The organism is Mycobacterium sp. NPDC050853, from assembly GCF_040653875.1.
GTDB lineage: Bacteria > Actinomycetota > Actinomycetes > Mycobacteriales > Mycobacteriaceae > Mycobacterium.
In genome coordinates this window covers 1-12755 of record NZ_JBFAGW010000013.1, presented here as the reverse complement: position 1 = coordinate 12755, position 12755 = coordinate 1, and the positions used below count along the sequence as shown (strand labels likewise).

11 protein-coding genes are annotated in these 12755 nt (G+C 64.9%); 7 read left to right on the top strand and 4 right to left on the bottom strand.

Annotated elements, in window-relative coordinates; genetic code table 11:
• Window positions 1–9: 9 nt before the first annotated feature.
• The 3 genes from AB0H22_RS24690 to AB0H22_RS24680 all read right to left on the bottom strand — a co-directional run bounded on the left by AB0H22_RS24690 (window position 10) and on the right by AB0H22_RS24680 (window position 2062).
• The gene (locus tag AB0H22_RS24690; protein WP_005058882.1) at window positions 10–237 is read right to left on the bottom strand and encodes a 4Fe-4S dicluster domain-containing protein; all 228 of its coding nucleotides are present in this window, start codon (window positions 235–237) and stop codon (window positions 10–12) included.
• Between the two features lie 8 nt (window positions 238–245).
• Entirely contained in the window at window positions 246–989 is a 744-nt protein-coding gene (locus tag AB0H22_RS24685) for a GntR family transcriptional regulator (protein WP_180750312.1), read from the bottom strand.
• Window positions 990–1192: 203 nt separating this feature from the next.
• Window positions 1193–2062: a LysR family transcriptional regulator gene (locus AB0H22_RS24680; protein WP_180750313.1), complete on the bottom strand. Its 870-nt coding sequence runs from the start codon at window positions 2060–2062 to the stop codon at window positions 1193–1195.
• Between the two features lie 59 nt (window positions 2063–2121).
• Here AB0H22_RS24680 and AB0H22_RS24675 point away from each other — a divergent pair, with 59 nt between their 5' ends.
• Complete coding sequence (locus AB0H22_RS24675; RefSeq protein WP_358149839.1) at window positions 2122–3279, top strand: flavin-dependent oxidoreductase; 1158 nt, start codon at window positions 2122–2124, stop codon at window positions 3277–3279.
• Window positions 3280–3379: 100 nt separating this feature from the next.
• On the top strand, window positions 3380–3691 hold the full coding sequence (locus AB0H22_RS24670; RefSeq protein ID WP_180750315.1) for an SDR family NAD(P)-dependent oxidoreductase: 312 nt from the start codon (window positions 3380–3382) through the stop codon (window positions 3689–3691).
• Window positions 3692–3727: 36 nt separating this feature from the next.
• Here AB0H22_RS24670 and AB0H22_RS24665 read toward each other — a convergent pair whose 3' ends face one another.
• The gene (locus AB0H22_RS24665) at window positions 3728–4441 is read right to left on the bottom strand and encodes a siderophore-interacting protein (protein ID WP_358149837.1); all 714 of its coding nucleotides are present in this window, start codon (window positions 4439–4441) and stop codon (window positions 3728–3730) included.
• A gap of 404 nt (window positions 4442–4845) precedes the next feature.
• On the opposite strand from AB0H22_RS24665, the gene eccA reads away from it, so the two are divergent.
• From eccA to AB0H22_RS24640, 5 genes are all read left to right on the top strand, one after another.
• Window positions 4846–6693, top strand: a complete 1848-nt coding sequence (gene eccA, locus AB0H22_RS24660) for a type VII secretion AAA-ATPase EccA (protein WP_358149835.1) — start codon at window positions 4846–4848, stop codon at window positions 6691–6693.
• Entirely contained in the window at window positions 6690–8228 is a 1539-nt protein-coding gene (gene eccB / locus AB0H22_RS24655) for a type VII secretion protein EccB (protein ID WP_358149832.1), read from the top strand. Before eccA ends, eccB begins: the two co-directional genes overlap by 4 nt.
• A complete protein-coding gene (gene eccCa, locus AB0H22_RS24650; RefSeq protein WP_358149829.1) occupies window positions 8225–12265 on the top strand; it encodes a type VII secretion protein EccCa in 4041 nt (1346 codons plus the stop codon). The genes eccB and eccCa overlap by 4 nt, the downstream gene beginning before the upstream one ends.
• A complete protein-coding gene (locus tag AB0H22_RS24645) occupies window positions 12262–12570 on the top strand; it encodes a PE family protein (RefSeq protein ID WP_358149827.1) in 309 nt (102 codons plus the stop codon). The genes eccCa and AB0H22_RS24645 overlap by 4 nt, the downstream gene beginning before the upstream one ends.
• A 3-nt stretch (window positions 12571–12573) precedes the next feature.
• Window positions 12574–12755 (top strand): PPE domain-containing protein (locus AB0H22_RS24640; RefSeq protein ID WP_358149825.1); only part of this gene is annotated, 182 nt, incomplete at its 3' end.

Genomic DNA, 12755 nt, shown 5'->3' with positions numbered 1-12755 from the left:
TGTCCTGACTTAACGAAGTAGGTAGGGCATGTTGACAGTGACTGCACCGGTGGGACACCGGGCCGCGCAGGGACCGCAGTACCAGCACTCGTCGACATGCATAAACGCCTTGCCGTTTTCCGGATTGATCGCCAGCGAATCAAGCGGGCAGATGTCCACGCACAATGTGCAGCCGTCGATACAGAGCGATTCGTCGATGGTGACCGGAACGTCGATGCGGTTGTTGACTAGTGTCATAAGAAGCCTCAGATGTCCCTTAATAGATTGCTGCGCAATGTGATTCGGTCACCGCGCATCCTGATGTACTCGAGGTCGACGGGGGTCCCGTCGTCGAGATGAGTCAACCGCTCCAGTAACAGCAGCGGGGCACTGTCCGGCACCTGGAGCGTCGCGGCCGAATGCGAATCCGCCGCAACGGCTTCCAGCGCCAAATTGGCCGATCCGAGCCTGCGCCCGGTCACCTGTTCGATCAGCGCGAAGATGTCATTGGTCTCAAGCTGATGCTCGAGCACCGCCGCACCGACGTCGGGCGTGAGGTACGTCTTATCGAGACTGAGCGGCAGGTCCCCGAGATAGCGCAGGCGTTCGATGAAGAAGACCCGTGAGCCGGCACTGAGGCGCAGTCGGTGCGCGACCGCCGGCGGGGCGTTCACCTCCTGAATGACGCGGACCTCGTTCCGGACGTCGCCGTACCCCTTGAACGTCTCCTTGAGCCCGAGGAGCGCGTCCAGTCCGTGCTCGTACTTGCGCAGAGCGACATGGGTACCGGTACGAGGTCCGCGCTCGATGAGGCCCTCATCCTTCAGCGCCGTGAGCGCCTCTCGGACCGTGTTGCGGGATACATAGAACTCCGCGGCCAGTTCCTGCTCGCTGGGCAGCCCGCCATCTGCGTATCCCCCGGCGTGGATCTGATGACGCAGCACGTCCGCGACCAACCGCGCCTGATCGGCGCGCGGGCGGCGCAATGGCGTGGGCTCGGCACCGGCCACGAGTCCTCCTGACGTGAGACAACCTCGCCAACACGCTAAAGGCCTGCTCAGCGGCTACCGGCCCGGTGAAATCAAACTCTGTCAGGTCGCTTCCATTGCGCCGCTCACCACCTGCTCCGACCTGGTACGGACCGCCGGGTGCGCACCATTGCGCCACTGCCGCCCTTGGCGCGGGATTGGATTCAGGGTGATCGGAACGGCGGTCAGAGGACGGCGCGGGCCCGCTCCAGGAAGGTGCGTGCCGCGGGGCCGACCGGACCAGCCAGGCGCCACCCCAGGGCGAGGCGTCCGCGCAGCGCAGGCCGGATCTCCAATGCCACCACCCCGTCCCGGTTTCGCAGGTACGGAGCGGGCACCACCGCGACACCGAGCCCCTGTTCGACGAGGGTCAGTAACGACCGCGGAGAGCTCGCTTCGAAGGCCACGTTCGGTGTGAGTCCCGCGCCTTGGCACGCGCTTTCCAGGATGGATCGAATGCCGCTGCCCGTCGGTAGGCAGATCAGGGTGCGCTCACAGAGCATGTTCAGGGTGGCGGTACGGCGTTTCGCCAAGGGATCGTCGGCGGCAACCGCCGCCACCAGGGGCTGATCGTCGACGATGCGCAGACCTAGCCCCTCCGGTTCCTCGGCACCCAGAGCGAGGATGGCGCCGTCGAGCCGACCCGCACGCAGCCCGGCAATCAGCTCATCTGACTTGGCTTCGGCGAGGGTGATGGTGATGGCCGGGTGGTCGTGATGGAAAGCCGAGAGCAGTGCGGGCAAGTCGGCACCGTGCGACGTGACGGTGCCGAACGCGATGTGTCCGCGCAACAATCCCCCGATCTCATCGGCCGCCTCACGGACTCCCTCGACCGCGGCGAGAGCGGCTCTCGCATAGGGAACTACCGCCTCGCCGGCATCGGTGAGGCGGACCCGGCGCCCCGACCGATCGAATAGCTCCTGCCCCAGTTCGCGTTCCAGGAGCCGGATCTGTGCACTCACCCCCGGTTGGGCGACATGCAGTGCGCCGGCCGCTTTGGTGAAACTCGCTGCATCCGCCACGGCAACGAGGTAGCGGAGCTGATGAATCTCCATAACCTTTGATTATAGATTCACTAACAGATAGATCTTGGACTTCTTCCTCGCATCGGCCGATGCTGGATGGCATGAGCGAGAACAACACATCGATTGTCATTGCGGGAGCTGGCATCGGCGGGCTTACCGCCGCCCTGACCCTGCACGCTGCGGGGTTCGACGTGACGGTGCTGGAGAGCGCCCACGAGGTCAAGCCACTGGGCGTCGGCATCAATATGCTTCCGCACGCGGTGGGCGTGCTCACCGAGCTCGGACTGAGCGCCGAGCTTGCCCGGATGGGCGTCGCCACCACCGAGATCCGATTCTGCGATAAACACGGCACCGTCCTCTACACGGAGCCTCGGGGTATCGCCGGGGGCTACCCCCACCCGCAGTTCTCGGTGCATCGCGGTCGGCTGCAACTCATGCTGCTCGATACCGTGCTGGAACGCATTGGCCCACAAGCAGTTCAGACGGGTCGCCGGGTCCTCAGGTTCGAGCGCGACGAGCCCGGCGTACGCGTACACACCGCGGACACCGAGTTCGAGGCGGCCGTTCTGGTCGGCGCCGATGGCGTGAACTCGGCAATACGCGCACAGCTACACCCGGCGGATCCGTTGCGCTGGTCGGGAGTGCGGATGTGGCGCGGCGCCGCCGATATCGGGCCCTTCCTCACCGGTAAGACCATGATCGCCGCGCACGATGACACCGATCACGAGCTCATCGCCTATCCGATCAGCGAGCGCACCGTGAACTGGGTGGCGTTGGCCCGCACCGATGATCCCGGGCAGCTCCCGGCCGGGGCGCGGTGGAACGACCCGGTCCCGGTAGATGAGGTGCTGGACTACTTCCCGGGCTGGGATTTCGGCTGGCTGGATATCGACAAGATGGTCCGCAGTTCCGCGCACATCGTTGAATATCCGATGGTGGACCGCGACCCGTTGTCGCACTGGGGCGAGGGACGAGTCACCCTGTTGGGCGATGCCGCTCATCCCATGTATCCGCTCGGCGCCAACGGCGGTTCGCAGTCCGTCGTCGACGCCCGTGTATTGGCGCAGGCCCTGTCGGAGTCGCCCGATGATCCCGCGAGCGGATTGGCCGCCTACGAGACCCAGCGCATCGAGGCGACAAGCCATGTGGTGCTGGCCAACCGAGCAATGCTCCGGTCCTGGGGCGAGGAGTCTCCGGACGAGCTGGAGAAGGTGGCGCGGTCGTACCGGCAGCGCACGAAGGCCTGACCCGCCGACTCGGCGTGAATGGAACCAACAGCAGAGGTCATCCAATCAATCCACATGACGCTCACATCCGGGGTCCAGGAATCGCTGGCTGAATAGGGATATGCGCCTGGACCGGAACCCCGAACCCGATGTTGTCGTCGTCCTCAATGCCGAGGACCTCAACGGTCGAGAGATCGTCCGGATACTGGTGCGCAACGGGCATCGGGTCGTCATCTGCGGCAGACATGCCACCGATCTCACGAGAATGCTGCACGGCTACAGCGCAGATCAGGTGATGGCCATCGCGGCCGATACCACCGACCCGCGCCAGATTCGTGAACTGTGCCGGCGCGCGACGGACCGGTTCGGCACCGTCACCACCATCGTGGACGCGACCGGCAGACAGATGCCGCATTTGCGGCTCGTCTCATAGACCGCGTCCGGCCTGATCCGAATCACGCCGTTTCCCTCAGGCCATCCAGTACGCCTGGGCCTTCATTGACTTGCGCGGAATGCCGTAGTGGTCCTTGAGGATGTGGGTGACCTCGCGGGTAGTCCGGGTATCGCATGCCACCCACCCGAAGAAGTCCGGGGCGTCGAAGGCCGCCGCACGTACGACCTCGGCAAGCGACCGGTCACCGTGGCGATCCACCCAGATCGCGTCCCCGCCGACCGGCAGCGACTTGTCGCTTTCGTGCGCGGCCTCCAGGAACACCGTGGCCGGACTGTCCCCAATCGCCGCCAGCAGGGAGTTGATCGCGGGCAGGGATGCGGTGTCCCCGACGATCACGTATCCGCGCGGGGCCGGCTCGGGCAGTGCGAAATTACTGCCCAGCACCGTTGCCTCAATCGTGTCGCCGACCCGGGCCGTCCGCGCCCAACGAGCGGCGAGCCCGTCGTGCAGTGCGAACTCAACATCGACGGTATCGGCCCGCTGATCCGGGTTGACCAGTGTGTACCCACGTTGATGCAGCTTCTCCCCGTCCGCGAACCACAACCGGACCCACATGGTCGGATGAACCGTACGGCCCCGCAGCAGGCCGCCGGCTGCGAAACTGAGCCTCAGATAGTGATCGGCCAGTTCTCGCCGCGCAGTCAAAGTTAGCTGATAGTCACCAGCCCGGAACATTTTGAGAACCGCGCCCTGCCATCCACGTGTTGGTTGCGTCACTGTGCTCGGCATTACACCCTCGTTCCCCAGCATCTAGGCCGATACCTCTTTCGCCTTAGGCTAGCCTAATTATTGGCCGTCAGATAAGGCTAGGGTTAGCTATCGACAGTTAGGTAAGGGGATGCTAATCTCTTGCCGAGCAAGTATTGGTGACATGGATGAGGACGGTGGATGAGCACTCGGGAGCGAGTCGACCAACTCGGAGCCCCGATTGTGTCGACAGTCACATCACGGCGTTCTGCCGACAAAACCGAACTCCGGCTCACCATCACTACCACGACGGGGAACATCGGCGTGGCCGCGGGCGAGGGGTCGAAGGTTTGCTATCCGCCCTAGGCGGAGGTCTCAGGAACCAATCATGTTCGCGACCCGACTACTCCAATCAGCGGGCGTATCGATCAGGCGAAGGGCTGTAAGTGGATATTCGTGAGCGAGTTGGTCAGCGAGAGCGTGTGACCTCGACGGTGGCTCCGTCGACACGCATTGACCCCGAGCTAGAGAGCCGATTCGCAACCTGCAGCCGGGCCCTGGGTCTGAGTGTCAACGACAGGCGACGGCCCGCAGATTTGCCAGCAGCACGCTACGGCTTTACGTCCCTGTGCCGAACCGCCCAAGATCACTGTGATGTCTGGGTCGGTCTCGCGGCCTCCGGTGGCGCGACCATCGACGTCCTGGAAGCCATCTCGGAGACCGCGGCCACCGCCGGGCACCTGCAGCACGCGGTGAACCTGCAGCCGGGCGATCTCACCTTCACCTATGACACCGGGCTATACCTCGAGTTCCGCGCCAGCGGACCCGAGGACTATCACCTCGCCTATGCCGCAGCACTCGTCGACAAGGGTGAGTACGCCAAGGCCGACGAGCTGATCACTGCCGTGACCGAACGGCGCCCCGGGTGGTTCAACGCCCGCTGGGTCGCGGTCGCGATGCAGAACCGGGCCGAGCGCTGGTCCGATGTCGTCACGCTGCTGACCCCCGTCGTCACCGACGAGTCGTTGGAGCCCACCACGGCGCACGCCGTGCGGATCACCCTGGGCATCGCGCTCGCTAAACTCGGCATGGTTAATCCGGCCCTGTCCTATCTCGAAGACCCAAGTGGCCCAATTGAAGTCGCGGCCACCGATGGAGCGCTCGCGAAGGCGTTGAACCTGCGCCACCATGGTGACGACGAAACCGCTACCGAGGTGCTCCAGGACCTGTACGCGGCCAATCCGGAGAAGGCCGAGATCGAACACGCGCTCACCGATCCGAGCGTGGGTCTGCACACCACGACCGCGGCGCGCATCGCTGCGCGCTCCGATCCCTGGGATCCCGAGACTGAGCCCACCGAAGAGGATTTCATCGATCCTGAGGCCCACGAGCGCAAGGCGATCCTGCTTGCCGAGGCCGAGCAGCAGCTCAGTGAGTTCATCGGTTTGGAGCAGGTCAAGGATCAGGTCTCCAGACTCAAGAGCTCCGTAGCGATGGCATTGCGGCGCCAGGAACGCGGCCTCGCCGTCGGCCACCGCACTCACCACCTGGTGTTCGCGGGCCCTCCCGGTACCGGTAAGACCACCATCGCCCGTGTGGTCGCCAAGATCTACTGCGGCCTGGGACTCCTCAAGCGTGAAAACGTCCGCGAGGTGCACCGTGCCGATCTCATCGGTCAGCACATCGGTGAGACCGAGGCCAAGACCAACGCCGTCATCGACAGCGCGCTCGACGGCGTGCTGTTCCTCGACGAGGCTTACGCATTGGTGTCTACCGGCGCCAAGAACGACTTCGGTCTGGTTGCCATCGACACCCTGCTGGCCCGCATGGAGAACGATCGCGACCGTTTGGTCGTGATCGTCGCGGGGTACCGCGCCGAGCTGGACCATTTCCTCGACACCAACGAAGGTCTGCGCTCCCGTTTCACGCGGTCCATCGAATTCCCTTCGTACGCACCGCCAGAACTCGTCGAGATCGCCGCGGCCATGGCCTCCATGCGAGACAGCAAGTTCGACGAGCGTGCCGCCGCGGAGCTACTCACCGCCTTCTCCACGATGTGTGCCGCAGAGGCTCCCGATACCCGGGGTATCGCACGCCGCAGCATCGACGTCGCCGGTAACGGCCGCTTTGTCCGTAACGTTGTTGAACGGTCCGAGGAGGAACGTGAACACCGCCTCGATAACTCAGGCGCCGAAGAGTTCAGCGATGACGACCTCATGACCGTCACCGTCCAGGACGTGCAGGCATCGGTGGAGGCCATCATCAGCGGCCTCGGCTTGTCGGTCCAGAAATGAGCGACAACAACAACGCGAACCCCGAACGTCGGGCCTTCGCGTCACGCACCCCGGTCAGCGAGAACCCCGAACCGCTGAAGTACCGCCGCGGATTCGTGACCGGACACCAGGTGACCGGATGGCGTTTCGTCATGCGGCGCATCGCATCCGGCGTGGCGCTGCATGACGCACGCATGCTCGTCGATCCACTGCGCTCTCAATCACGGGCATTCGGCATGGGTGCCGTCATCGTGATCACCGGTGTGGTCGGATCTTTCGTCCTCAGCCTGCTTCGGCCCTCCGGTATCGCCGGAACCGATCCGGTGCTAGCCGACCGGTCGACCGCCGCGCTCTACGTACGGGTGGGTGACAACCTGCACCCTGTGCTCAACCTCACCTCGGCCCGCCTCATCGCAGGCAAGGCCGTGAATCCCACGATGGTGAAAAGCACTCAGCTCGATCAGTTTCCACGCGGCAACCTGATCGGCATTCCGGGCGCACCGGAGCGCATGGTGCAGTCCAAGTCGACCGACGCCGCCTGGGCCGTATGCGAATCGGCCGAGAACCGCGCGGTCACCGTCATCGCCGGGCCGTTGGACACCAGCGGTGACAAAGCCACCGACCTCCCCAGCGATCGTGCCGCGGTGGTGTCCACCGATGCAGGTACGTGGCTGCTGTGGGACGGGAAGCGCAGTGCGCTCAACCTCGATGATGTCGCCGTCACGAGTGCTCTCGGATTCGCCGCGCATCCTGCGGTGCGCCCGGTGACGACCAGTCTGCTCAACGCCATTCCCGAGGCTCCCGCACTCGTGGTTCCCGCGATCCCGGGGGCCGGGGCGCCGACCAACTACCCCCTGCCCGTCCAGGCACCCATCGGTTCGGTGCTGGTGAGCTACTCCAGTGACAACAACCCGGTGCACTACGCGGTGCTTGCCGATGGCGTGCAACAGATTTCGCCTGTGATCGCATCGGCGCTGCGCAATGCCAACTCGTTTGGTCTGGAGCAGCCGCCTCGGCTGACGGCCGATCAGATCGCGCATCTGCCGACATCGTCAGCGATCGACACCAGCGTCTTCCCGAGTGCGGCGATCAGGCCGCTGGCAGCCAATGAGGATCCGGTGCTGTGCACACGGTTCACCAAGACCGCCGATGCGACCTCAGAATCATGGTCACTGCTCGCCGGATCGATACTGCCCGTTTCCTCTTCGGTGCACACCGTGCAGCTGATCTCCCCGGTGGCCATCCGAGTTGCCGTCACCCCCGGCATCGGGTACCTGGTACAGCCCGGCGGTCGCGGTGCGTATCAGTGGATCTCCGACACCGGTGTGCGATACGGCATAGACACCGAAGCCGAGGGCGACAAGACCCTCGAGGCGCTCGGCCTGCACAAGCCCGCACTACCCATCCCCTCGTCGATCTTGGATCTGTTCGCCTCCGGACCATCGCTGTCACGCACCGATGCTCTGATCGCGCACGACAGCCTGGCCCCGAATGATCGGCCCGCCATCCGCATCCCGACCGATAATTCATCTGCTCAGGCACAGGAGTCACGTTGAGTCGTCTCATCTTCGAAGCCCATCGGCGAGTAGCGCCTCCGGCGATACCAGATGCCACGGTGACCGTCGAGGCGCCTCCGCAACTGCCACGGGTGGTGCCGCCGTCGTTCCTGCGGCGGGCCATGCCGGTCGTCATCGTGGTTCTGATCGTCGGCATGGTGGTCGCCCTGGTCGCCTCAGGCATCCGGCTCATCTCCCCGCAGACGCTGTTCTTCCCGTTCGTGCTCTTGTTGGCCGCCACCGCATTCATGCGCAATGGCAGCGACAAGGTCCGCACCGAGGAAGTCGACGCGGAACGCGCCGACTATCTGCGGTATCTGTCGGTGGTCCGCGAGAATCTGCGCACCCACGCAACCCAGCAGCGTAAGGCGCTGGAATGGTCACACCCGGATCCCGAGGACCTGACCACGGTCCCAGGCACGCGCCGCCAGTGGGAACGCGACCCGGGCGATGGCGACTACCTCGTCGTACGCGCCGGACGCCACGACATTCCGCTGGCTAGTTCCGTGCGAGTGAAGGACATCGCCGACGAGATCGACCTGGAACCAGTCAGCCACAGTGCATTGCGCGGGCTGCTCGACACCCAGCGCACGGTACGCAGCGCCCCGCTCGGCATCGATCTGAACAAGGTTTCGCGCATCACGGTCCTTGGGGATGACGATGTTGCCCGCGCCGCGATCCGCTCGTGGGTGACACAGGCGGTCACCTTCCACGATCCGACGCTGCTGACGGTCGCGATGGCAGGCCCCGATGCCGAGAACGCCGAGTGGTCTTGGCTCAAATGGCTTCCGCACGTGGATATCAGCGGTGAAATCGACGGAGTCGGTGCGGCCCGCTACCTACGCCGCACGGGTGCCGAACTCTTCCAGGCACTGCAACCGGCGCTGGCCGAGCGTCCGACCTTCGGCTCCGATGACGGCGCGCACAAGCATCTGCTGATCGTCCTCGACGACCCGACGTATGACCTGGATGGCGTGAATTCGCCCATCCCGGCTGCCGGCCTGGAGGGCGTCACCGTCATCCAGCGGCTCGGCAATACGGAAGGCTCGGCTGGCCTGCCTAAACTTCCGGATTACCTCAATCCGGAACGCCCTGTGCTGCAGGTCAACCGTAATGGCGTGAGCGCACGCATCACCCGCTGGAACGGCAACGATTGGCAGCCATACGTCGATGAGGCCGATCAGCTCACAGTCGGAACGGCGTCGCATACCTCCCGTCGGCTCTCCCGCTGGGATTCCAATCCGACCCACCCAGGGCTGCGATCGTCCGCCACCGGCGGTGCGACGTTCACGTCGCTGCTCGGAATCGAGAACGCGTCCCAGCTGGACGTCCCCGCTCTGTGGTCGCCGCGTTCGCGTGACGAGGAGCTCCGGGTGCCCATCGGCGTAACCACCTCCGGCGAACCGCTGATGTTCGATCTTAAGGACGAGGCTGAGGGCGGTATGGGTCCGCACGGTCTGATGATCGGTATGACGGGCTCCGGCAAGTCTCAGACTCTGATGTCGATCCTGTTGGCGCTCTTGACGACTCACTCAGCCGATCGCCTCATCGTGATCTACGCCGACTTCAAGGGTGAGGCGGGTGCCGATATCTTCCGCGACTTCCCGCAGGTCGTCGCCGTCATCTCCAACATGGCCGAAAAGCGTTCGCTGGCTGAGCGTTTCGCCGACACGTTGCGTGGAGAGGTAGCCCGCCGCGAGAACTTGCTCAAGCAGGCCGGTCGCGACGTGCAGGGCAGCGCCTTCAACTCGGTCCGTGAGTACGAGGAGGCGATCGCCGCCGGACACGATCTGCCGCCGATCCCCACGCTGTTCGTGGTGGCCGACGAATTCACGCTCATGCTCCAGGACCACCCGGAGTACGCCGAGCTGTTCGACTACGTCGCACGCAAGGGCCGCTCGTTCCGCATCCACATCCTGTTCGCGTCGCAGACCCTGGACGTCGGCAAGATCAAGGATATCGACAAGAACACCTCGTACCGCATCGGTCTGAAGGTGGCCAGCCCCAGCTCATCCCGACAGATCATCGGGACCGAGGACGCGTATCACATCGAATCGGGCAAGGACTACAAGGGCGTTGGGTTCCTGGTGCCCGCACCCGGTGCGGTGCCGATCAAGTTCCGCAGCACCTATGTCGACGGCGTGTACGAACCCCCGTCGACAACCACCACCGTGGAGATCCGAGCCACCCCGCAGCCCAAACAGTTCACCGCGCTACCGGTGGCCGCAGATCCCACCACGGTGATCGTCAAGGGCAACACCGACCAACCACGGCAGCCTGCGCGCAAACTGGTCTCGACCGTCGGCGACCAGCTTGCCAAGGTGGGGCCGCGGGCGCCGGAGCTCTGGCTGCCACCACTAGACACCGCGATCCCGTTGGCCGATGTACTGAACCAGACCGGGATTCCGGCACGGCAGCTGCGCTGGCCGCTCGGCGAGATCGACAAGCCGTTCCAGATGCGCCGCGATCCACTGGTCTTCGATGCGACCTCGGCGGCCGGGAACGTGATCATTCACGGCGGCCCGAAATCCGGGAAGTCGACTGCGCTGCAGACATTCATCCTGTCGGCTGCGGCGCTGCACGCCCCCCGCGACGCCACGTTCTACTGCATCGACTACGGCGGCGGACAACTGCACGCACTCGAAGGACTGGCGCATGTCGGCAGTGTCGCCAGCGCGTTGGAACCAGAACGCATCCGGCGTACCTTCGGTGAGCTGGAGCAGCTCCTGGCGTACCGCCAGCGCCTGTTCCGCGACCGTGGCATCGCCTCGGTGAGCCAACTGCGCGCCCTGCGAGACAGCGATCGCACGCTCGATGACGGTTACGGCGAGACGTTCCTGGTCGTGGACAACCTGTATGCGTTCAGCCGCGATAACACCGACCAGTTCAATACCCGAAACCCGTTGTTGGCCAGGCTCACCGAGCTGGCCAACGCCGGACTGTCGTACGGCATTCATGTCGTGATCACGACGCCGAACTGGATCGAGGTGCCGCTGGCGATGCGCGATGCTCTCGGACTGCGGCTCGAACTCAAGCTGCATGACTCAGCGGACAGCAACGTGCGGGTACCGGGTGCACTGCGCCGCCCCGCCGAAAGTGTTCCGCACGATCAGCCGGGTCGCGGCCTGACCATGCAGGCCGAGCACTTCCTGTTCGCCTCCTCGGACTCGAAGACCGTCGAATCGGTCAATGCCAACTACCCCGGGTCCAAGGCTCCTGCCGTCCGACTACTGCCGGCAGATCTGGCACCGAACGCCATCGGCCCGCTGTACCCGGGGCTCGAGCAGGTCGTCATCGGCCAGCGCGAGCAGGATCTGGCACCTGTGGCACTCGACTTCGCTCACAACCCGCTCCTGATGGTGTTGGGCGATACCGGGTCTGGCAAGACGACTCTGCTGCGGCACGTCATCCGTACCGTCCGCGAGCACTCGGCGCCCGACCAGGTGGCGTTCACGGTTCTGGACCGGCGGCTGCATCTCGTCGACGAACCGCTGTTCCCGGATAATGAGTACACCCCCAATATCGACCGGATTACCCCGGCGATGCTGGGCCTCGGCGCACTGCTGGAAAAGCGTCGGCCGCCCGCCGGGCTGTCTCCGGAGGAACTGCACAACTGGGTGTCACGCGGTGTGACAGGACAGCGGCATTATCTGATCATCGACGATGTCGACCAAATCCCCGACGCACCGGCTGTCAGCGGCCCGTACATCGGGCAGCGGCCGTGGAATCCGATCGTCGGCCTGCTCGCCGAGGCACGCGAGCTCGGCCTGCGAGTGATCATCACCGCACGGGCTACCGGCTCGGGTCACATCCTGATGACCAACCCCATGTTGCGTCGCTTCCACGAGCTCCAGGCCAACACCCTGATGCTCAGCGGCAGCCCGCAGGACGGCGGCCGGATTCGTGGGCATCGTTTCGAGCGTCTGCCCGCGGGTCGCGGAGTTCTGTTGTCCGAAAACGATGTCCCCACATATGTACAGACCGTCAATCCACTCGTCAGTGAGCATGCTGCTCAGGGAAGGGAGTACCCACGATGAATCTCAATGTAGTTCCGGAAGGCCTGCTCGCCACCAGTGCCGCGGTTGAGGCGCTCACCGCGCGTTTGGCCGCGGCTCACGCGGCGGCCGCTCCGGTGATCGGTGCCGTGGTGCCGCCTGCCGCCGATCCGGTGTCCTTGGAGACCGCGGCCGCGTTTAGCGTGCGCGGTGTGGAGCACACCGGGGTGGCCGCCCTGGCCGTTGAGGAGCTGGGCCGTGCTGGTCTGGGTGTCTCGGAGTCTGCCGCCAGTTACACCACCGGCGATATGCAGGGCGCTGCGACGTACATGATTGCCCGGGGCTAGCTCTTGACCGCCCCCATCTGGATCGCTTCTCCCCCGGAGGTCCACTCGGCGCTGCTGAGCGCCGGACCCGGGCCGGGGGCACTCCTCGCTGCGGCCGCGCAGTGGCAGGCGCTCTCGACGCAGTACGCCACCGCGGCAACGGAGTTGACCCAGCTGCTCGCTGCCACCACTGCCGGACCCTGGCA

What these genes read in the sequence shown, in the direction of transcription:
- AB0H22_RS24690 (WP_005058882.1), bottom strand. Translation starts at nt 237, where the DNA reads ATGACACTAGTCAACAACCGCATCGACGTTCCGGTCACCATCGACGAA.
- AB0H22_RS24680 (WP_180750313.1), bottom strand. Translation starts at nt 2,062, where the DNA reads ATGGAGATTCATCAGCTCCGCTACCTCGTTGCCGTGGCGGATGCAGCG.
- AB0H22_RS24675 (WP_358149839.1), top strand. Translation starts at nt 2,122, where the DNA reads ATGCTGGATGGCATGAGCGAGAACAACACATCGATTGTCATTGCGGGA.
- AB0H22_RS24670 (WP_180750315.1), top strand. Translation starts at nt 3,380, where the DNA reads ATGCGCCTGGACCGGAACCCCGAACCCGATGTTGTCGTCGTCCTCAAT.
- AB0H22_RS24665 (WP_358149837.1), bottom strand. Translation starts at nt 4,441, where the DNA reads ATGCCGAGCACAGTGACGCAACCAACACGTGGATGGCAGGGCGCGGTT.
- eccB (WP_358149832.1), top strand. Translation starts at nt 6,690, where the DNA reads ATGAGCGACAACAACAACGCGAACCCCGAACGTCGGGCCTTCGCGTCA.
- AB0H22_RS24645 (WP_358149827.1), top strand. Translation starts at nt 12,262, where the DNA reads ATGAATCTCAATGTAGTTCCGGAAGGCCTGCTCGCCACCAGTGCCGCG.